Below are 22045 nucleotides of genomic sequence, written 5' to 3' on the forward strand. Positions count from 1 at the left end.
GACTTGCATGTGTTAAGCACGCCGCCAGCGTTCATCCTGAGCCAGAATCAAACCCTCCACAAAAAACCATGAAGAAGCCTAAAACGACTCACATCAATAATTGACGGGCCAGCTTCCATAAGGAGGAAACCAACCCACGAAAAACCCCGACACCAATTACACGCTCCCACGAAACCCCACAACAGGGGAAGGCGCCGGACTGGCAATCAAAAAGCTATAAGTAGCACAAACACGCTCTTGAGTTCTCAAACCACCACCACACCAACAGCTCCAAGCCCTCCGAAGAGTTCTCATCACTGCCGGGCAGCAAGAAGTAAACTTACACGAGTTTGGGTTGACCCGCAAATTGGCATACTGAAATCACGGTGGAACCCAATGATTTCGCGGTTTCTACGGCGTGTCGGTTTTTGCCGACCAAGCCCCGCTCAATTGGCCTTCACCTATCCAGGAGCCCCGCGCACTCTTCAGCGAGGCTCAAACCAATATCTTCAATGACTCATATTAGTAGATTCGGTTCTTCGCAAGAGGTATTTCCACCATGCGGATGGGTGCGTGCAGCCAAGCTGCAGTTCCTTCTTACACAGGCGCTACAAGCAGAGGGCTTTAACCGTTGCTGCGAACCGTTCTGGCTCGTCCCACTGTGGGCAGTGCCCTGAACGGTCAAAGCGGATGAACCGATGCGCGCTCTTCAGCCCATTTGCAAACCGCTCAACCAGACTGCCTGGCAGATGACGGTCATACTTGCCGCTGATGAAATATACAGGGGCCCCGAAAGAGGTCTGCCCGCTGAAATCGACCTGCTCCAGCTCCGCGTCCAAACGCGCCCGAGACTGAGCCACCCCCTTGACATGGTTGAGCAGACGCGACCAGTTGTAGCAGGGCGAGCGCAGGTAGGTCATGATCCGTCCCAGGGATCCGAACAGCATGGCAACCCCGCCACGCGACAGCAGCTCATCGACCATCAGCACCACGTCGGCAGCCCCGCTCTCCTTGCTGACGATCGAACCGAGCCGGGAGCCCAAACTCTGTTGTCCCCAATGCCGTCTTAGCCGAAGAGCAGCGCGCATGCTGACGACCTGCCCAAGGCCGATGTAGCAGCGAACGAGCGAGGGATACCGCTTCACCATCTCCAGTCCCAGGACGCTGCCCCATGAATGACCGACGAGGATGAGGGAATCCTGCCCGTAGGCGCGAAGAAGCTGTAGCACGAACTGGTGAACATCTTCAACCATCGAATCGATGGTCACTACCTCGCCGGGTGCAAAAGGATGGTAGGACAGCCCGCTACCTCGCTGATCCAGGTTGATGAAGCGGAAATCGCGCTCCAAGGCCGCGTTGTAGCGCATGGTCAGCGGAATGCAGGCATCACCCGGACCACCATGGAGGTAAAGAATGATGGGAGCACGAGGAGGTGCCGGATTCATCGAGAAAACAAAGCGTGCACCATTGATCCGCGTCCCATATAATCGGGAGCTACTGGGAACTACCGCAATGCGACCAGTCATGGAGTCATTTTATCGGCATCTTTTCCAACCTGTGTTGAATCACGTTCAACAAGCTCAAAACCCGTGGTATAAGTACGCACAGGGCCCGCATATCCGTTGATTCGCTCAATCAGCATGCTGACCGCCACCCGGGCATAGTCGTCAATCAAAGGGTCGATAGTCGTCAAAGCAGGGTTGGAATAGCTTCCCTCTGGGGTATTGTCAAACCCCACTACCTGAATATCCTCTGGAATCGAACGACCTCTTTTTTGAACTTGATGCATCACTCCATAAGCAACTGCATCATTCAAGCAAATGATTCCATCGACATCAGGATGATCATCCAGGAGGAAATCGGCTGCCTTAATCCCCTCGTCGGTCATCAGGCGCGGCAGGCTGACAATAAGACTGGAATCAACTTCCAGTCCGCGCTCCTCAAAAGCTTGTATATATCCCCTGACCCGGAGTTCCTGAGTTCCTTCCACCGCGGAAAAGACCGATCGGCGACTGTACTTGGCTGGCGCCCCAACCAGAGCCAACCGTCTGCAACCCGCGTCAAGAAGCCGTCCCGTTGCAAATCGCTCTGCCTCAGTATTCGGCATGGTGACAAAGTCTGCCTTGCCATATGGGCGATAGTCCCCGGTCATCACCAGAGGGTAGGTCTGCGAAAGCAGAATACCCTTGTCGCGCAAGGGCCGTTCAACGAAAAATATCCACCCATCTGCGGCCAGATGGTAGGTCTCGTCGATAATGGTTCGAATACCTGACCCGCCCGAGCTATAGGTACTAACTACCACACCATACTTACGCTCACGGGCGGTTTCTATCACCTTGTCAGCCAGATAGGCCCCGAAGGGCTGGGTGAAATCGAATATTCCCAGCCCTAGAATGCCTGTTGCTCCTGTCTTGAGCGATCTGGCTGACATGTTGATCTGATAGCCCAATTTGGTCATGGCTGTTTTGACACGTTCCCGGGTCTCGGGACGCATACTGCCTGAATGATTCAACACATTGGAAACGGTCTTTATGGAGACGTTCGCCTCTTTGGCCACATCCTTGATGGTCACTCGTCTCCGCATTGCCGCTCCTTATGGATGCAACGATTACTCCCTATTCGAGAATATACGTGCCCCCCGCCGAAACGACGAGGGGCACAAGCGGAACATGCGAGGAAGACCTATTCTTTAACGGCACCAGCCGTCAGCCCGCTTACCCAATACTTCTGCAGGAAAAGGAAGGCCAAGACAAGAGGAATGACAGAGATAAAGGCTCCGGAGGTAATCAGGTTCCATACCTGCTCCGACCCTGAGCCCGCATTCGACTTGGCCTGCCACTGGGTCAATCCCACTGTAATCGGGAAAAGCTTGGTATCGGCAAGCACAACTTGCGGAAGAAAATAGTTGTTCCAGCAGTTGACTACGGAAAGCAGGAAAACCGTGGTTATGGCCGGGGTCATGATGGGCAGGGCCACCTGAATGAAGGTCCGGATTTCCCCGGCTCCATCAACCCTGGCCGCCTCCAGCATTTCGTCTGGCAGCGATCCCGTGCAGTACACGCGCATCAGGTATGTGCCGAACGGTGACAGCAGCGAAGGCAACAGAACCGCCCAGAGAGTATCGTTCATTCCTATCTGCGACATCAGAATAAAGGTGGGGATGACCAAGGCAGTCGTCGGAATCATCAGGGCGCCCAGCACAATATCGAAATAGGCATTTCTGCCGGCAAACCTGAACTTTGCGAACCCGTAACCGGCCATGACCGAAATAATAGTGGCCCCCAGTCCTCCGACAAAGGCATATAGGAAGGAATTCAGCAGCCATCGCCAATATATGCCTCCTTCATAGGTGCTGAGCTCCTTGATATTGTCGAAAAGCGCGAAATGCTTATCGAACCAAAGGGATCCGCCCGTACCCATGAACAATCCGGAATTGGATTTTGTCGCGGCCACAACCAGCCACCACACAGGCATCAGGAAATAGATGATGCATACGATCAAAAGAAGATTCGAGCCCACACGATGCGGTTGGGCGATTCTACGAGCCGCAGCCTTTTCCTTTAGCATGCTAATCCCCTAACCCAGACTGCTTGCGGGTAACCCGCATGAATATCACACTGAAGATGACGACCAGAAGCCCCAAAGCGAATGATATCGTTGCCGAGTAGTTAATCTGGTTGTAGTTGAAAGCCAATGCCTGGGCATACATATTAGGCGTGTATTCCGGGGGTATGGCCGAATTGGCATTATTGCGCAACACCATAGGCTCTGTATAGAACTGCAAAGTCCCAATCAACGAAAAGATTGTGACCATGACCAACGAGCTGCTGATCATAGGCGTCTTGATCCGAACGGCTATCTGCAGCTCAGAAGCACCATCCAACCTGGCGGATTCGTATAGGTCATGCGGTATGGCCCTTAGGGCAGAGTAGAGAATTACCATGTAGTACCCTGTCCACTGCCATGTGACCATATTGACCAATGCTCCGAATATGCCGTTTGTACTCAAAAAATCCGGTGGCTGACGACCGAATAAGGCAAAGATCGAAGTAAACGGACCCAAGTTCTTCGAGTAAATGAATCCCCACATCAACGCCCCGATGACCACCGGGATGGCATAGGGAAGGAAGAACAGCAACCGGGAAGCGGATGCCAAACGCGTCATCATGGAATCGATAACCAAGGCCAGAATTAGCGCCAAGCCAAGTTGAATCGGCACCATGACCAACGTATAGATTACGACCCTGCCCATGCCTTTGAGGAATATAGGATCCGAAAAGGCCCGTCGATAGTTTTCCAGGCCGGTGAAAACACTTCCACGCACTTGCGTGTAGGTGAAAAGGGACACGTAAAAGGCATAAACTAGCGGGACGACTAGAAATACAATAAAAACGATGCCGAAAGGCAGCGTGAAGAACCAACCCCACAGATTATCCTTGCTCAGCCGACGACGTCTTTTGGCAGACACATATTTTGCTGACATGATTTATCCTCCCGGGGGGAGTGATCAGCTCCCCCCATGAGATCCGACCAGACTTACTGAGATACCTTGAATCCTTGCTGCTTGGCGTAGTCGCTTAGCGTTTGTTGCAAGGAATCCAAGCTCGTTGAGACATTCTTCCCGTCTCGGAGAATGGCAGAGAGTGTCTTGGTCTGTTCGTCATTGGCATATGTCTGGAACGGAAGGAACTGATAGCCCTTGTACCCCTGAGCCACCGGAGCAATAATCTTATTGATCTTTTGATTGCCAAAGAACGGCTCCTGCCTATCCAAGAAGGCTGCCGAGCTGAGTTTCTTGGTCCATGTAGGATACAGGCCGCTGTCATTGACCGCGATATCCTGTGCGGCATCATCCCCAAAGAGCTCCATGGCCACCTTCGCTGCAGCCTCGGTATGCTTGGCCTGATCAGTCACAGCCATTCCAGAACCGCCGCAATTGACATCAGGATCTGACTGGTTCCAAACAGGGGCTTTGGCAATTTGCCATTGTGACCCCTCCTGCACTCCGCTGACACCATTGAGGTATCCGACCAGCCAAGAGGCATGGATGATTGTCGCATACGAACCGTCGACGTTTTTCTTATTCCATTCTGCGGTGTCTGTATCGTCCGTCGCAACAATGTCATCCTTGGCTAGTTTCTGCCAGAAGGAGACGACTTTCTTCACCTTGTCGGAATTAATGTTGATACCGACATTTTCAGGGTCATTGGCTGAATACTTGAAGACTTTAGCGCCATTCTGATCGTAGTAGGCGTAGTTGAACAGCGTGCCATTAGGCTGCCAGTTGCCTATATGCCCTGCGTAACCCTTCTGCTTGAGCTCACGCCCCGCTTGTTCATACTCATCCCAAGTCGTTGGCGGCTTGACCTGATACTTGTCGAAGATATCCTTGCGGTAATACATGACCACAGGACCCACATCCACCGGCACTCCGTAGACTCCCTTAGAACCTCCCAGTTGGACATCCTTCCAAGCGCCTGCTGTGTAATTGCTCCGGATCTTATTTACGCCGAACTTCGACAGGTCCACCAGATGCTTTTCCACACCTGAAGCGAATTGTGGCATAACCGCATACTCGAGCTGAATCACATCGGGAGCACCGGACTTGGCCTTAATGGTGGTGTTGAATCGAGAGTATGCCTTGGCAGACTGATCGGCGCTGGTCCAGCAGACCTGAAGATCATCATGTGTTTCGTTGAAGTGATCAACCAACTTGCCGAAAGCAGGGTACCAAGCCCACACAGTCACCTTTTCGGCATTGGGCTTTTTAACTGTATTGCGGCATTTGGCAGTATCGTTGGCTTTGGCATCGTTATGCACCTGGGATGCCTCGTTATTGGACGAGCCAGAGGGCGACCCAGGAGAACCGCAAGCTCCTGCTGCCAGCGCCATTACAGCTACCAGTACCGACGCACCCATGAGTCGTGCTGTTTTCATCTTTTCTCCTTTTTGAACTGTGCCGCCCACTTCCTTGTTGGGCGGCAAACCTGATTCATGCGAACAACAGCATCGTCCAGGACACAGGAGGAAGCGTGACACATCCCTGCCTGCCATTGTTTTCGATGACTGCGGTCCTGTTCCGGTAAGGGACCACCCTTTCTTGTTTCTGAGCCGTATTCGCGGCTTGTGAATCATCATCATGGAGGGTAAAGGCTTCGACCTGTGAATATGAGGCACTCTCGCTGAGATCAACGGTAAATTGATTGTCGCCTTTCACCGAACGATTGACGACGAACACCGCCAGCGTGCCGTCAGAGCGCCGAACAGCTACAGCATTGACATCGGCCACCGTGCCGTACTGGTTGGTATGATGCTCAGAGCCTTCTAGCGGTGCAGACAATACCGTGCCACCTTTGGCATACCGTGCAGCATATGCAAATGGATAGAAAATCGTCTGCCTCCAGGCGTCCCCGCCTGGTTCCGTCATGATGGGAGCTATGACGTTTACCAATTGTGCCAAAGAAGCGGACCTAACAACGTCTACATTTTGCAGAAGGGTGATCAGCAGGTCGCCGAAGACGACGGCATCCATGACAGTATATGTGTCCTCAAGAAGGCGGGGAGCGATCGGCCAGTTGTCGATACCCTCTGGATTCTTCGATTTCTCCCCATCCTGATACCACACGTTCCATTCATCAAAGGAGATATAGACCTGATGATCACTATGCCGTTCGGCTTTCACAGAGTTAATCACTGCGGATACATCCCTGATGAAGGAGTTCATATCAACCCCGGAAGCCAGAAAACTTTCCATATCGCCATCGTGAGGCTGGTAATAGGCATGGCAAGAGATGAAATCCACATAATCATAGGTATGTTCCAGCACTGTCCGTTCCCATTTGCCGAACGAGTCCATGGCATGGCTGGAAGAACCGCAGACGACCAAATCCAGATCCGGGTCAAGCTGCTTCATTCCTGCCGCAGTCTTGGCCGCCATCCGGGCATAATCAATCGCATCGCAATGGCCTAGCTGCCAGGGACCGTCCATCTCATTGCCCAAACACCACATACGAATGTCGAAAGGCCGGTCTGCCCCATTCTGGCGTCGCAAATCCGACAGAGCTGTTCCAGAGGGAATGTTGCAGTACTCCAAAAGATCCAGGGCTTCCTGGATCCCCTGTGTCCCCAGGTTCACAGCTTCCATCAGCTCATTGCCGCCGAGTTCAGCAAGCCAGTCCTCCATCTCATGGAGGCCAAACTGATTGGTTTCAGTTGAATGCCATGCCAAATCAAGCCGACGTGGCCGGCTGGCAGGGTTACCGATTCCGTCTTGCCAACGGTAGCCTGACACGTAGTTGCCGCCAGGATATCTAATGGTCGAAACACCCAGTTCCTTTACCAGATCGATGACATCCTGCCTGAATCCGTGGCCATCGGCTCTCGGATGGTCAGGTTCGTAGATCCCCGTATATACACACCGACCAAGATGCTCAACGAATGAGCCGAACAGCCTATCATCGACCGCCGCTAACTGATATCTCCCATCCACATGCATACACGACCGTCTCTGACGGGTTTGCGCCATAGATTCCATTCCTCTGCTACCTCCATACAGAATGAAGCGAAACAACGTTGTCTTAAACCCGGGAACCGATGCCAGTGCATCAGCGCCCTGATATTTAATACAACCTTGTACTTCTTAACTGACAATGTACTCTATATACGATTGCCTGACAAATCAAGTATTCTGAACTACTCCTTTCCTAATATACAGTGTTCAACATTTAAGTATCCGCTCAAATAGATACTAACGTTGTATCTATTTTTTGCCTGCCACAGACATAGTCATCTCAGCGGTAAGATCGCCCCTTCTTTGCGCCCACAAGCACTGCCGTCTTCTTAAATATGAGAACGTTATCTATATGAAGCATAGCCTCTATAGAAATCCTTTGATCTATAGGTTTTATGACTCTATAGAAGCATATATTTGACGATAGAACGTTTTCACAATATGCTGTTTTTAGTCGCGTCGATGATATGCCAGCGACGGACATTCACCAGGCAGAACCCGCGATTAAAGGGAAGGGGGCCTTGCACATATCAACGCACCCAGCCGATTATGACCTCGCCGTTGAGGATCAGACGGCCAACGCGTGAACAATGTAGTTCTCAGCATCACTCACTCGGATCCTGAACTATCCGAATCGAGCGATTGCTTTGCATTCCGATGGAAGAAACGCATCATGGGAAAATATCAGACACTTATAGCATTAGCGGCGAGCGCGAGCCTGCTGATCGGAACATGCGTTCTGCCAGCAGCCTACGCCGATGAAGCCAAACCTGCACAAGTCCTCAAAGTCGATATGGGCAAGACAACCGGGGACTTCCTCGGCGGAGCCTCGGGAACCCTGTACGGCTTGGGCGACGAAGGATCGCCGACAGATGCCATTCTCGACGGCGCCCGTGTGGAGAATTCCTCACAGAAACCGCCAACGGGCTCCCAACACCCCAGCGGGGACGCCCTGGCCTTGGAGCGCCAGTTCTTTGCCAATGGAGGACGAGAACTGGCCGTATACATGCAGGATTATTACCCAGATTGGTCCTATAACCATGGTTCACGCCCGGGAGATGGCCGATCATATGTGACTGACGTTCCTGTCAGCGATCCTAGATATGGCACCTATACCGATCAGTCCAATGGACGTTGGGATTATAGCGAAGTCGTCGAAATCGTCGTCAATAAGATATTGTCCCAATCAGAGCATCCTGACCAATACACCTTCATCCCCTTCAACGAGCCAGACGGAGGCAACTGGTACTACACGGGCGATGATGCCCAGAACCCGCTGTTCAAAACAACTTTCCTGAACGACTGGGACGCAGACTACCAACTGATACAAACCATCTGGCAACAATACAAAACCGGCGAAAAACCAAGCAAGGTGCGCCCCACAGCAGCGCACGCCCGCATAGCCGGCCCTGGGGACTCATCCTTCAGGCAGAATAGATCAGAAGCTTTTCTGCGCCACACCAAGGAAGCGGGAACCCTGCCGGATATCTTCGTCTGGCATGAGCTGGGCAAAGAGAGCCTGCAGAACTATCGAACCCACTACGCGAATTACCGCACCTTGGAACACGGCATCGGCGTGCCTGCCAGAAAAATCAACATCACCGAGTACGGAGAGCTACGCGACATGTCTGTACCAGGTCAGCTGGTGCAATGGATGAGCATGTTCGAGGACACCAAAGTCCAGGCCGAGACCGCCTACTGGAACTATGCAGGCAACCTATCGGACAATATGGCCAATGCCAATGCCGCCAATGCAGGCTGGTGGCAGTTCAAATGGTATGGAGACCTGAGAGGAGATCAGACTGTTCAGGTGGATTCCGATCACCGCGACAAAATCGACTCGCTCCAAGGTATCGGGGCATTGGATACCGCCAACCATAAGGGAACAGTCTTATACGGAGGCGCCAACGACGATAACGCCGATCAAGTGAAGAATACCGGGGCCAACATTCCAGTGACCGTGCAACTGACGGGATTGGACAAGGCGGGGTTTGGCTCCACAGTGGATGTCGAAGTGCGCGAGAATGCGTTTACGGGGCCAGACGGCATCGCTGCAACTCCTCGCGTAGTTAATACGCTCTCAAATGCTCAGGTACGCAATGGCACACTCGACGTCACCACAACCAGTGTGGATCGGTATGCCTCATATCAACTCGTCGTCACGCCACACCAGGACCGGTCACTTCGCACAGATGACCAATTGGGCCGAAATCTCCAAGTTACAGAAGCTGAACGGACCAAATTATCCGGCGGCGCCCGTGCTTACGACAAAACACCTTCAGGCAATGGATGGAGCTACTTCATGACGTCCGGCAACGGTGATGTAGGCAACTTCAAGGATGGGGCCACAGCTGACTGGGAAGTCCAAACCCCTGCTGACGGCAAATACAGGCTGCAGGTAATCAGCGGAAATACTGGATTCCCAGGGACTAATAAGGTCAGCGTGGACTCCAAAGCCGTTGGCGAATTGGACTATCACGCCGAACTTGCCATGAAAGATGCCGCGAAATGGCTGTATAGGGGAAGCACTCAGCTGGAGATGAACCTTACTCAAGGACGACACATCATCAGTATCCATGGGTCGACGGCCTTGGATAACACCCTTGACAAGTTCCTCCTGTACAGGATTCCCGAGGATCGCGATGGAACCAGCGATGCCGTAGACTACCCAGCTACGCAATTTCGCCTTGCCGGCGGAGCCTCGCTCGATTTTTCCAATGAAGGCAGTCGCGGGTTCGCCGAACTTCGATCAGGCCATGCTCATGCCTTCATCCACGGCTGGTCCCAGGGATATCACACGATCAAACTCGTCTATCGGGCCGCCAAAGGAACACCGATTGCCCTGAACATGAATGGAAAAACCCTCCCGGGAATCACTGCCGCCTACTCAGGTCTGCAATCGACCAGTCTTGAGGTGGCACTGAGTGAAGGCATCAACAGTCTGGACCTTTCGGGAACAGGCGTGAGTCTACGCGATGTTCAGGTCGCCGCATCCAAGGATCTGCGTCACTCTGCCATCTCCCTTCAGGCAGAGGATCAACAATTGAACGGCGGGGCGAGCGCGACCACTGAGAATTCGTCCAATGCCGAAAACCACCAATACGTGATCGGCCTGGGAAATCAGTTCACCACTGCTGAAAGCGGCCCGGCCGGATACGGCGATCGCACCCGTGTAGTGGTTGAGAATAGCAACAACAGACCAAAGGTGAATACGCACAATCCCGGCATCATGACCATTCCGGCAGGCACGGTTCCTCGTGGGGACTATATGGTGGCCGTCAGATTCTCCAACGATGCCTTCATCGGCAGGCACGACTATAACCCGCAAATCGTGGACCTCGGACTGCAAATCCGCCAGGGGGATGGCCACGGCCCCGAACTTGCCAGAGGTTCGTTTAGGTATACCTATTCCGACAGAAGCTTCTTGAACCGTTCACTGCAGATATCCACGAATGGAGGGGCCCTATCACTGGGGAACTGGGATCCGGCTGGAACGGGCAGAGGCGCTGTCTCTTGGGGAGTGGCACCGAATATCGACTCCCTGATTTTCTACTCTGAAATCATCGGGACGCCGACATCCGAAGACCTAGAGTCCCACCCATCAGAACCAGGTTCAGTCACCATCCATGCCCCCGGCCTAGCTCAGGGCCGAATGACACTGCGCAAGGGCCAGAAATTGCAGTTGACCGCCACAGATTCGCAGAGATCATCTGATGCCGCCATCACCTGGTCCACATCGGATCCACGCATCGCAACGGTAGACCCCCAAGGCATGCTGTCTGCCCTTGAGGTTGGCAACTGCACGATCACAGCAAGTTCCGGAAGTGCCAGCTCGTCCTTCCGTCTTCAGGTGATTCCGGCGACATCCGCAGATGCGTCAACCGCGAACGATTCAAAAGCTAAACCTAGGTCGAGCGCGAAAACAGCAGGACAAAAAGGTCAGGAATTCCGACTTTCATCCACAGGGTCTGCAGTTACGCTCATCCTCCTTACAACCATCGTGCTTGTAGGAACTTCCGTTCTGACTTTCATGATGGTCCAGCATTCTCACGGCAAACAGTCATGACATACTGTGAGGCTTTGTCGAATTAACGATTTTCCTGTGGCCATCCACCATTCCGATGGCCACAGGAAAACCGGCATCACAGGCAAACTCGCTTACTTCTTGACAGAAAACGACACGCATAATTGACTCGATAACGTTTTCAAACTACTCTGTGTTTATAGGGATTGACCTTCGCGGTCATAGGGATATGAACATTCTCCAAGACCACAGAGAGGCGATCAGCAAATAAGCAGGGAAGGTTGTTTGCGGTTATCGGTCACCACGATCTCCACCGACACCCGACTTGGCTGTAATCATATGGCAGAGGACATCATGACACATGACTTTCAATGGGGCAATAATCGTCTATCCTTGTTCTTTCATTGGGATGACGATGCTCCAGTCAGCATAGGTCGGATTACGTCGGATGATGTGGACATGAGGATCGATGACAATCTGCCCCTTGTGGAGATCATGGCCGCCGGCTTCGGTCATTGGATTGCCTGCGAAAGACTGGTCAGCACTTCAATTGGGGCTGGCATGCGGTACGTTTCTCATTATTCTGAAGAAACTGAAAACGGTATCAATTCGTTGCACGTACGAATGGAGAATCGTACTGCCGGTCTTCAAGCCGATGTGACCTATCAGCTTCCTACGAATCAGACCATGTTTCGAACCTTTGTAACAGTGACCAATATCGGAAACCGCCCGATCAGCCTCGAATCAGTCACTAGCTGGGTCAGTCTGTTCGGATCCACGCCCGGAGCGCAGCAGGATGCAGGCAGCTGGAAACTTCTTCATGGCGCTTTCGCCTGGTTGGGCGAAAACCGCTGGCACTCTGAAAAAACCGAGGATCTCTTCCCTCAGCTCTCACAGGAACTGACTGGCAACAATCCACGTAACGAGTACAAAGCGATCTCCACAGGCACTTGGTCAACTGGTCGCCAGGCCCCGCTCGCAGTCCTGTGCAACAAGAGCCATACAGCCACTTGGATTTTCCAAGTCGAGCACAACGGAGCTTGGCGATGGGAGGTCGGCGACTACACCGTCGATGGATACATGGCTTTATCCGGACCCACAAATGAAGATCACTCCTGGTCAAAATGCCTTGCGCCGGGGCAAACCTTTACGTCCGTACCAGCCTCGGTCACTCTGGCCTCTTCCTTTCAATCGGCCTACGATTCCCTGATCGCTTATCGGCGGACTTCCGGAACACATGTAGCCAAGGACCAATATCCGCTAGTGGTTTTCAACGACTACATGAATACCATCAACGGCGACCCGACCACTGAGAAGCTGCTTCCCCTTATCGACAGCGCAGCTGAAGTAGGTGCCCAGGTCTTCTGCATCGACTGCGGCTGGTATGACGATTCCGGTGATTGGTGGCCTTCGGTGGGCGAATGGAAACCCTCCACGACGCGCTTCCCGGGGGGATTCGCCGAGGTGATTGATGCCATCGTCTCGCGTGGCATGGTTCCAGGCCTGTGGATGGAACCCGAGGTTGTGGGCGTGCGTAGCCCTATCGCCGCCGCACTGCCAAACGCGGCCTTCTTCCAACGCAATGGTCGACGTGTAGTCGAACAGGACCGTTATCTACTCGACTTTCGAGCTGATAAGGCTCGAGAGTATATGGACTCGGTCGTCGACAGACTTATCGGCGAATTCGGCATCGGCTACTTTAAGTTCGACTACAACGTCTCTCCAGGAGCCGGCACCGACAATCAAGCCGACAGCCTAGGAGACGGGCTTCTAGGTCACAATCGGGCCTACTGCGGCTGGTTGGATGCTTTGCATGAGCGTTATCCAAATCTAATTCTTGAGAACTGCTCCTCAGGTGGCATGCGCGAAGACTTCATGCAGACCAGTCACTTCCGTGTCCAATCAACTTCGGACCAGCAGGATTATCGTCTCTATCCACCGATCGCAGCATCTTCACCAATGATGACCGTGCCGGAGCAGACGGCCAACTGGGCCTATCCACAAGCTTCCATGAGCTTGGAAGAGATCGCCTTCAACCTGAACACCAGCATGCTGGGCAGATTTTTCATTTCGGGCTTTCTCAATGCCATGAATGAGGACCAGCGCAACCTGATTGCCCAGGCCGTACAGACCTACAAGCATCACATACAGCCCATCGTTTCCAGAGCTGTTCCTTTTTGGCCCATGGGACTGCCCGGATGGACAGACAAGGCACTGGCCCTCGGTCTTCGCTATGACCAGAGCGCACTAGTGACGGTGTGGGCTCGAGACCCTGCCGGCGAAGAAAGCAATGTGGTCTTATCCCTGCCTGATTTCGCCGACTCAGCCGTTGACATTCATACCATCTTCCCCACAGGCGAACGATTCGCACCATGGAAAATCCTTTGGGACCAGAACGCTGCCAAGCTGCGTTTGCAAGCGCCAGAGCGTCGATTCACGTCCCGAACCATATTAGTCACAAGAAAGGAGGCCCAAGGTCAAAGTCGTCTTTAAGGAATTACCGGCAGGCGTCAACACCTACAAACCGGGGTTTCCGAGTAGCCATTCATGATGGGCAGAAGGTTCCACGAAAGATCGTGGAACCTAGGAAAGGAATTTCAATGAAGATATTCAACACAACCCGAGTCGGCGCGGCCATCGCCCTGACGGGTGCAATGGTTTTCTCTCTGGTCGGGTGCTCGAATCCCTCGACTGGCAGCAGTGACAGTGCCGATACAAGCTCTAAGGATTATTGGCCTTCGGCAACGCAAAAACTCGACGGAGTCGAGCTGAAGATGTGGGTAGCCCAGAACTCCAACAAGATTCCGCTGAAAGTGGTCTCGAACTTCGAGAAGGCTACGGGTGCCAAAATCGATGTCCAGACCATTCCTGATCCGTACGAGCAGAATGTCCAGACGAAGATCACGACTGGAGATACACCCGACCTGGCTTTCTGGCAGCCCACCAAGTCCATGCTGGCTGGTTTTATCGCCCAGGATAAGCTGCAAAAGCTCGATAATGCGCCTTGGGTAAAGAACTACACCCAGGGCATCGCCGATGCCGGTGGCGTAGTGGACGGCACCCGTTATGCGGCTCTTTTCTCCACCCCGCCAGTTGAGGGCGTCTTCTACAACAAGGAAGTCTTCAAGAAGGCCGGTATCACCGAGACACCTAAAAATTGGAACGACCTGGTCGAGACCGCTAAGAAGATCAAAGCGGCCAATGTCCCTGGAGTGAACTCCCCCCTGTTCGAAATGGCAGGCTCACAATGGGGTACCCAGTACGCGGTATCCGTCCAACTGGCCGAGGCGGCTCAGAACGGCCTTTGGGATCGCATCAATACCGGAAAAGAGAAGTTCACCGACAAGACCATTCAGACCGCAGTCGACAACTACAAGCAGCTCTTTGATGAGGGCCTCTATAACAAGGACGCAGGATCAGCCAAGGACACCGACCAGGCTGCAGCGCTCTGGGACGGCAAGACCGGAATGATCATCCAGGTCAATTCGCTGTTCAACGCCGTGGCGGCTCTGGCCAAGAATGATAAACAGGCCTTGGACGAAAGAATCGGCTTCTTCCCCATTTCCAAGGATGGGAATGTCGGAACCATCATCCCCGAACAGAACAACGCGCTGGTGGCCTTTAAGAGCAAGGACAGCAAAAAGGAAGCCGCCGCTCGTCAGCTCATCAATTACTGGATGAGCACCGGATACGCAGACTTCGTCAAGGATCAGAAGATCATCTCCGTACTGAAGGGGGTTAAGTCCCCTGATTCGGTTCCCCAAGCCTTGATTGATTCCGCAGCTGCGATCAAGACCGGCGTAGGCTCCATGCAGTCCCTGGCCATAGCCAATCCTGATCTTTACATCAATTTGGCCGATATGGTCAACGGCACGAAGTCGCCCCAGGATGTGACCAAGGCGACCCAGGACCAGTTCGCTCAATTGGCTAAAGCACAGGGGGCCAAGAACTTCTAAAGGTTCCTGTCTTTGTCCTGCTTCCGGCAGCTGCTCGCACCAAGGCAACAGCCGGAAGCGGTCATCATGCACGACATCGGATGGGCATCGGGGCCGGCGCTCCTGATCCTGATGCCCATCTCATGGAAGGAAAAGCAGATAAGTATGGTAAACCATGCAACCGAGGGGGTCACACCTCACGGAGGGCGAAGAAGGAACAGATTGATCACCCCCGTCAATCCCATCAAAACGCTTATGAAGCAGAACTACCCGCTGCAATTCGTCATTCCGGCATTTGTGGTCCTGCTGATCTTCTTCTTCATTCCGACGATCATGAATTTCATCTACGCCTTCACCAACTGGTCAGCCTTTGGCAAGACGATTGATTTCAACGGGGTACGCAATTTCGTCGATCTGTTCCGTTCGGGCACCTTGATGCGGGACCTGCGCATCACCCTGGTCTATGCCATTCTCGTGGCCATATTCCAGAACACCTTCGGCTTGATCCTGGCGGTCTTTCTCGAAGAAGACACCCGCCTCAACAGGTTCGCTCGCGTCATGTTCTTCGTCCCAGTCATCATGTCGGCCCTAGCGGTTGGCTACATATGGCAGGCCGTGCTCAAATCTGATGGCGCCCTCAATCAGATACTCTCCTTCTTCCTGGGACGGACAATCGACCTGGCTTGGCTGGGTAACACCACATGGACCATCGTTCTTGTCGCAGCAATCCACGGATGGAAATGGATGGGCTTGTCTATGCTGATCTTCCTGGCCGGACTCAAAACCATCGATCCTGATGTTTTGGAAGCTGCAAGCATTGATGGCGCCAGCAAAAGCCAGATATTCTGGAAGATCAAGTTCCCGCTGCTGGCTCCAGCATTCACTTTCAATGTCGCCACATCACTCCTGGGCTCGATGAACGGCTTTGACATTGTCCAGGCGACTACAGCAGGAGGACCTGGTGGATCTACAGAAATACTGAACATCTTTATTTGGAGAACTTTCGGTCAGGGACTCTACTCGCAGTCGACAACCATGAGCCTGGTCCTGTTTGTCATGGTAATGATCATCGCCATCCCCCTGATCATCTACCTGCGGAGAAGAGAGGCAAAGATCCTATGACATCGGCAACCTACACGCCGGATACGGCCACCCAGGCCCAAAGTAGCACAATTGTAAACAAACGATCCAAAACCGGCACCATCGTCCATGCGGTACTGGTGGTTCTGGTCATGCTGGTTCTCTTGGGCGTTCCTTTCTGGCTGCTCATCGTTACAGCAGGAAAGAGCCAGGCCGAGGCAATCCGTCCCACGATGAGCCTGCCCAGTCATTGGCAGCTCCTACAGAACTTCTCGACTGTCATCACCGATGGCAAAATGGTCAAGGCCTTCTTCGGATCGGTGATTGTAACAGTGCCCTCGGTCTTTCTGGCTCTGCTGTTGGGGTCTATGGCATCCTGGGTACTTGCCCGTCGAGCCACCAAGCCAATGACTGTGGTGTATGCCCTTTCTATCTCTGGCCTTGTCCTGCCGCCGGCAGTGGTGACCGTTATGATGCTGCTCAAGATCATCGGCCTGTCAGGAACAGCTCTGGGAATGATCGGGGTCTATGTCGGAATCTACCTGTCTACGGTTATCTTCTTCGTCACTGGATTCATCCGGACGATACCGATCTCTCTTGAAGAGGCCGCACGCATGGACGGGGCGAGTCCTATGCGGATATTCTTCACGATCATCCTTCCCCTCCTGGGACCGACGCTTGCCACAGCAACCATTCTGGTCACCCTCTATATCTGGAACGACGTCTTCTACTCGCTCTTCATACTTTCCGGCAAGATGGATCTGTTGCCGCTGAACCTCTATAACATCGCCTCTGCCGGACTCTACCTAAACAACTGGCATCTGATCTTCGCCTACATCATTCTGATGAGCCTGCCGCTGCTGATCATCTTCGCACTGGCACAGCGCAAGATCATTTCAGGCATCACCGGTGGAGCAGTGAAGTAGACCGAAATGAGGAGGCCGGAAGCCGACGGCAGGGTATCAGCATGACACCGCCCGCGTCCGGCCTCCTCATGTACTATGAAGTGGCCGGAAGTCGACGGCAGTGGCAGTCGGCCAAAAGGACGGACGAACAGATGCCGGTTCGTCAGTCTGATTCTGCGGGTATGCATGAATTCCATTCGATGGTCAGGCATAAGGCGGCATATGGGTATGGGAGTTGCTATGGCTAGGACGGTCGATCACAATAAACCGGCATCCATCAAAGATGTCGCTGTCCTGGCCCAGGTTTCGGTTCCTACTGTGTCCCGGTATCTCAACAGCCCCGAACGGGTCAGCAAGGAAAAACGCGACAGAATTGCCAAAGCTGTGAAGCTCCTACGCTACCGCCCCAATCCTATTGCCAGAGCCTTGGTTAAGGAACGGACCAAAACCATCGCTGTTCTATCGACGAATACCACCCTGTTCGGCCAATCGCAGACCATCTTCGGCATCGAGGAAAGAGCACAAAAGGCTGGATACACACTGAATATCGGAGTTCTGAGCCCAGAAGCGGGCGAGCAGTCGCGCCAGCGCATCCAATCAATCCTGGACCAGAATCCGGCAGGCATCGTGCTCCTTGATTACGATCAGGTTAGCGACGATGCCTTCGCCTACGTGAACAAGGATCTGCCCATCATCCTCATTGCCGGCAACCGGAAATCGGATGTCACTCAAATTTCCATGCAGGAGCGCGACGGAGGGTATGCGGTAACCTCCTATCTGTTGGGGTTGGGACATAAAACCGTGTATCACGTCAGCATTCCCGGTGGTGCTGGCGGGTACAGCCGCCTAGCCGGTTGGAGATCCGCCTGTGAAGATGCCGGGGTGCCGGCGCCAGCACCCATAAAGGCTGATTGGGATCCTGAGTCCGGCAAGCGCATAGGGTCAGCCTTGGGACGAAAGCCTGAGGTCACCGCCATTTTCGCCGGCAATGACGAGATCGGCATGGGCATCATCCGAGGCCTCAACGATGTGGGCCGACGAGTGCCCGAAGATGTATCAGTAGCAGGCTTTGACGATCACCCCATTGCCAAGATCTGGAATCCCTCCCTGACGACGATCCATCAGGATTTCTTCAAGGCCGGAGAAAAGGCCTTCGACCTATTGAAAACAGAAATTGATGACATCGATCAAGGGCGGGGCAGGACCGATGACTGGAACAGGCTGGTGGAGCTGCCAGGCCACCTGATCGAACGAGAGTCGACCGGGGTTCCCAGATCGAAATAACACAGGAGTCAGAGAATCCGTTCCCATAACACCTGCAAATACACGCCGCAAAACAAGTCAGGTTATGCGGCAAATTCGACAGTTCGCGCATGTATAGCCACAGAAACACGTTGTAAATGATTAACTGAAATCGTGGCATAAAGGCGTGTCGATGCAGCTGAAGGTCGCTCGCCCACCCAGGAGACGGATCACAGTTCAAGCGCTCCGTCTACTTCGTGACCGGCCCATAGTCGTGACCGGGTGAAGCTTCGGCAGAGAACAGAGGAAAGTAGCGAACATGTTCAGTGTCAATCTGAGCGATGTGGTCGCCGTACTCAAGTCGCTGATACCCCAGCTGGTGGTCATCGGCGTCTTTCTGGTACTGGCCCTGCTGATCACGATCGCCGTGAACAAGCACACCGTCAAAAACGTAGCCAACCGAAAGATGATTCACTCCCAGTCCTGGCTGGTGGCCTTTGTGGCTGTCGTCGCAGCCCTGGCGACCATGCTCCTGGGACCCTTGTCCAACCTGATCACCAAGTCCACCAGCAAGCACGAGCTGCAGCCGGCGACCGTTACCGCAGCCCGGAACCTGGCCAAGGACATCCAGCGTGAGTCCGTCACCATGCTGCAGAATTCGGATGGCACGCTCCCCATGAAGTCCGACAAGGTCAACGTCTTCGGCTGGGCCTCGACCAACCCCGTCTACGGCGGCACAGGCTCCGGCTCCATGTCGGCTGACAACCCCACCACCAGCCTGCTCGACGGCATCTCCTCAGCCGGTCTGAAGACCAACAAGGAACTGAGCGACTTCTATACCAAGTACCGTGCGGACCGCCCCAAGGTCGAGATGTTCGCCCAGGATTGGACCCTGCCCGAGCCCACGGCCGACAAGTACACCAGCAAGCTCATGGATGACGCCAAGCAGTTCTCCGACACCGCTGTAGTGGTCATCGGCCGAGTGGGCGGCGAGGGCGCCGACCTGCCGAAGGACATGAAAGCCAAGGACATCACCTATCACGACAACGACAAGGCCAACCCGGACTTCAAGCAGGGCCAGAGCTTCCTGGAGCTGTCCAAGCCCGAAAACGACATGATCGCCAAGGTCACCAGCTCCTTCGACAAGGTGGTCCTGGTCTACAACGGCGCCAACACCTTCAACCTGAACTTCGTGGGTCAATATCCGCAGATCAAGTCCGTCCTCTGGTGCCCGCCCCCAGGCCAGGCCGGCTTCACCGCCCTGGGCGAGGTCCTGAAAGGCAAGGTCAACCCCTCGGGCAAGACCTCCGACACCTTCGTGCGCGATCTAACCAAGACGCCGACCTACAACAACTTCGGCTCATTCACCTACACCAATATGGATGACCACAAGGCCACCTTCACCGGATTCACCGGCAAGCCCGAAACCAGTACGCCCACCTTCGTGGACTACAACGAGGGCATTTACGTGGGCTACCGCTTCTGGGAGACTGCAGCCAAGGAAGGCCTGATCAACTACGACCAGATGGTCCAGTACCCCTTCGGATACGGCCTGTCATACACCACCTTCAGCCAGAAGATGGGACCGATCCATCATGCTGACGGGAAGATCTCCTTCGATGTGACCGTCACCAACACCGGCGCCAAGGCCGGCCGCGACACTGTCCAGACCTACTTCGATCCCCCCTATATCGACGGGGGCATAGAGAAGGCCAGCGCCAACCTGATCTCCTTCAAGAAGACCAGGATCCTGGATCCCGGCAAGAGCCAGACCATCCCTGTGAGCTTCAAGGACGAGGACATGGCCTCCTATGATGCCGACCATGCCAAGGCCTACGTGCTGGACCAGGGCGACTACGGCATCTCCATTCGTTCCGACTCCCATCGTCCGATCCAGTCCGACACGGTCAACATCGCCCATACGGTCACCTATGACAAGAGCAATCCCCGCTCCGTCGACAAGGTCGCGGCCACCAACAGGTTCGACGATGCCAAGGGCACGGTGACCTATCTGTCCCGGGCCAACCACTTCGCCAACTATGAGGATGCCGTGGCGGCGCCCAAGAGCACTGAACTACCTGAGGAGGCCAAGGCCCACTTCTACAACAACAGCAACTACGACCCCAAGAAGTTCGACAACGACAGCGACAAGATGCCCACGACAGGCGCCAAGAACAACGTCAAGCTCTACCAGCTGCGTGACAAGAAGTACGACGACCCCATGTGGGACAAGCTGCTGGACCAGCTCAGCGTCAAGGATATGGACAGCCTGATCGCCATGAGCGGCTATGGTACCCAGGCCGTCAAGGGCATCGGCAAGATCGAGCTCACCGACGCCGATGGCCCCGCCGCCCTGAACAACAACTTCACCAAGGTCGGCTCCCTGGGCTTCCCCTCATCCACCTCCCTGGCCTGCACCTGGAACCCCGGTCTGGCCACCCGCTACGGCGAGATGATCGGTACCATGGCCCATGACATGGATGTCTCCGGCTGGTATGCGCCAGCTTTCAACATCCACCGCAGCGCCTTCTCCGGACGTAACTTCGAATACTTCTCTGAAGACCCCGAAATCAATGCGGTCATGGGATCCAACGAGGTCGCGGCAGCCAGGTCCAAGGGCGTCTACTCCTTCATGAAGCACTTCGCCATGAACGACCAGGAGACCAACCGTACCAACATGCTGGCCACCTGGGCCAACGAGCAGACCATCCGCGAGATCTACCTGAAGCCATTCCAGGCTGCTGTAGTCAAGGGCGGCGCCCAGGCTGCCATGAGTTCCTTCAACTACATCGGCACCACCTACGTGGCCGCCTATGCGCCGCTGATGCAGGATGTGCTGCGCGGTGAGTGGGGCTTCCGTGGCATGGTGCTGACCGACTACTTCGGCGTCTATGGTTACCAGAACGCCGACCAGTTGATCCGCAACGGGAACGACGCCATGCTGGCCACCACCGAGGTGACCAACCATGTCAAGGACAAGAGCGCCACCTCGGTCAAGGCCATGCGCCAGGCCAGCCACAACATCCTCTATACGGTCGTGCACGGCTACAAGTACGCCAATGGCGACCCCAAGGTGCAGACCCCGGCCTGGCAGATCGCCCTCTATGTGGCACTGGTTGTGCTGGCCCTGATCTTCCTGGCCTTGGAGTACCTGGCCTTCAGAAGGTTCAAGGCACGGCGCAGCGCTGTCGACGTGGGCACCCTGAGCGATCTGGCGGACGACGCCCGGCAGACCCGCGCCCAGGATCCGGCCAGCATGGAGACCACGCCGTCCGAGGACAGCTCCGACCAAGGGCCGACGGCCTGATCCTCCATCTCTGTTGATTTGCTCCTTGGCAGACGGACCTATGCACCGTCCGCCAAGGAGCGG

Annotated in this window: 13 protein-coding genes and 1 rRNA gene; 7 read left to right on the forward strand and 7 right to left on the reverse strand. The window is 54.4% G+C overall.

All coding sequences use genetic code 11. The annotated features are described in order from the left end of the window. From AC0AII_RS06805 to arfA, 7 genes are all read right to left on the reverse strand, one after another. Positions 1–63: ribosomal RNA gene (locus AC0AII_RS06805) — 16S ribosomal RNA — on the reverse strand; the annotation flags it as partial. Positions 64–587: 524 nt separating this feature from the next. After that, complete coding sequence (locus AC0AII_RS06810; protein ID WP_490446595.1) at positions 588–1424, reverse strand: alpha/beta fold hydrolase; 837 nt, start codon at positions 1422–1424, stop codon at positions 588–590. A gap of 77 nt (positions 1425–1501) precedes the next feature. Then, complete coding sequence (locus AC0AII_RS06815; protein WP_463428545.1) at positions 1502–2563, reverse strand: LacI family DNA-binding transcriptional regulator; 1062 nt, start codon at positions 2561–2563, stop codon at positions 1502–1504. 98 nt (positions 2564–2661) lie between these two features. Next, positions 2662–3546 carry a carbohydrate ABC transporter permease gene (locus tag AC0AII_RS06820; protein WP_198199359.1) on the reverse strand — a complete coding sequence of 295 codons (885 nt, stop codon included), beginning with the start codon at positions 3544–3546 and terminating at the stop codon, positions 2662–2664. 1 nt (position 3547) lies between these two features. Then, positions 3548–4462 (reverse strand): carbohydrate ABC transporter permease, encoded by a 915-nt coding sequence (locus tag AC0AII_RS06825; RefSeq protein ID WP_144084786.1) that lies wholly within the window; start codon positions 4460–4462, stop codon positions 3548–3550. A 53-nt stretch (positions 4463–4515) separates the two neighbouring features. Continuing rightward, on the reverse strand, positions 4516–5916 hold the full coding sequence (locus AC0AII_RS06830) for an ABC transporter substrate-binding protein (RefSeq protein WP_198199360.1): 1401 nt from the start codon (positions 5914–5916) through the stop codon (positions 4516–4518). 55 nt (positions 5917–5971) lie between these two features. After that, positions 5972–7504, reverse strand: coding sequence for an arabinosylfuranosidase ArfA (gene arfA / locus AC0AII_RS06835; RefSeq protein WP_490446596.1), 1533 nt, complete (start codon positions 7502–7504; stop codon positions 5972–5974). Between the two features lie 658 nt (positions 7505–8162). On the opposite strand from arfA, the gene AC0AII_RS06840 reads away from it, so the two are divergent. The 7 genes from AC0AII_RS06840 to AC0AII_RS06870 all read left to right on the forward strand — a co-directional run bounded on the left by AC0AII_RS06840 (position 8163) and on the right by AC0AII_RS06870 (position 21982). After that, positions 8163–11555 carry an Ig-like domain-containing protein gene (locus AC0AII_RS06840; RefSeq protein ID WP_490446597.1) on the forward strand — a complete coding sequence of 1131 codons (3393 nt, stop codon included), beginning with the start codon at positions 8163–8165 and terminating at the stop codon, positions 11553–11555. A gap of 297 nt (positions 11556–11852) precedes the next feature. Next, positions 11853–14006 (forward strand): glycoside hydrolase family 36 protein, encoded by a 2154-nt coding sequence (locus AC0AII_RS06845; protein ID WP_490446598.1) that lies wholly within the window; start codon positions 11853–11855, stop codon positions 14004–14006. Positions 14007–14113: 107 nt separating this feature from the next. Further along, positions 14114–15469: an ABC transporter substrate-binding protein gene (locus tag AC0AII_RS06850; RefSeq protein ID WP_144084790.1), complete on the forward strand. Its 1356-nt coding sequence runs from the start codon at positions 14114–14116 to the stop codon at positions 15467–15469. A gap of 144 nt (positions 15470–15613) precedes the next feature. Then, on the forward strand, positions 15614–16570 hold the full coding sequence (locus tag AC0AII_RS06855; protein ID WP_232341855.1) for a carbohydrate ABC transporter permease: 957 nt from the start codon (positions 15614–15616) through the stop codon (positions 16568–16570). Next, the gene (locus AC0AII_RS06860) at positions 16567–17454 is read left to right on the forward strand and encodes a carbohydrate ABC transporter permease (RefSeq protein WP_490446599.1); all 888 of its coding nucleotides are present in this window, start codon (positions 16567–16569) and stop codon (positions 17452–17454) included. Before AC0AII_RS06855 ends, AC0AII_RS06860 begins: the two co-directional genes overlap by 4 nt. 219 nt (positions 17455–17673) lie before the next feature. Continuing rightward, a complete protein-coding gene (locus AC0AII_RS06865; RefSeq protein ID WP_490446600.1) occupies positions 17674–18717 on the forward strand; it encodes a LacI family DNA-binding transcriptional regulator in 1044 nt (347 codons plus the stop codon). A 277-nt stretch (positions 18718–18994) separates the two neighbouring features. Next, entirely contained in the window at positions 18995–21982 is a 2988-nt protein-coding gene (locus AC0AII_RS06870; RefSeq protein ID WP_490446601.1) for a glycoside hydrolase family 3 C-terminal domain-containing protein, read from the forward strand. Positions 21983–22045 lie beyond the last annotated feature (63 nt).

The sequence above is a fragment of the Bifidobacterium sp. VU/mBH4 (B4) genome, from assembly GCF_058199535.1.

Bases quoted from the DNA above. Each gene is read 5' to 3' on its own strand.
- AC0AII_RS06810 (WP_490446595.1), bottom strand. From the start codon at position 1,424: ATGAATCCGGCACCTCCTCGTGCTCCCATCATTCTTTACCTCCATGGT.
- AC0AII_RS06815 (WP_463428545.1), bottom strand. From the start codon at position 2,563: ATGCGGAGACGAGTGACCATCAAGGATGTGGCCAAAGAGGCGAACGTC.
- AC0AII_RS06820 (WP_198199359.1), bottom strand. From the start codon at position 3,546: ATGCTAAAGGAAAAGGCTGCGGCTCGTAGAATCGCCCAACCGCATCGT.
- AC0AII_RS06825 (WP_144084786.1), bottom strand. From the start codon at position 4,462: ATGTCAGCAAAATATGTGTCTGCCAAAAGACGTCGTCGGCTGAGCAAG.
- AC0AII_RS06830 (WP_198199360.1), bottom strand. From the start codon at position 5,916: ATGAAAACAGCACGACTCATGGGTGCGTCGGTACTGGTAGCTGTAATG.
- arfA (WP_490446596.1), bottom strand. From the start codon at position 7,504: ATGGCGCAAACCCGTCAGAGACGGTCGTGTATGCATGTGGATGGGAGA.
- AC0AII_RS06840 (WP_490446597.1), top strand. From the start codon at position 8,163: ATGGGAAAATATCAGACACTTATAGCATTAGCGGCGAGCGCGAGCCTG.
- AC0AII_RS06845 (WP_490446598.1), top strand. From the start codon at position 11,853: ATGGCAGAGGACATCATGACACATGACTTTCAATGGGGCAATAATCGT.
- AC0AII_RS06850 (WP_144084790.1), top strand. From the start codon at position 14,114: ATGAAGATATTCAACACAACCCGAGTCGGCGCGGCCATCGCCCTGACG.
- AC0AII_RS06855 (WP_232341855.1), top strand. From the start codon at position 15,614: ATGGTAAACCATGCAACCGAGGGGGTCACACCTCACGGAGGGCGAAGA.
- AC0AII_RS06860 (WP_490446599.1), top strand. From the start codon at position 16,567: ATGACATCGGCAACCTACACGCCGGATACGGCCACCCAGGCCCAAAGT.
- AC0AII_RS06865 (WP_490446600.1), top strand. From the start codon at position 17,674: ATGGCTAGGACGGTCGATCACAATAAACCGGCATCCATCAAAGATGTC.
- AC0AII_RS06870 (WP_490446601.1), top strand. From the start codon at position 18,995: ATGTTCAGTGTCAATCTGAGCGATGTGGTCGCCGTACTCAAGTCGCTG.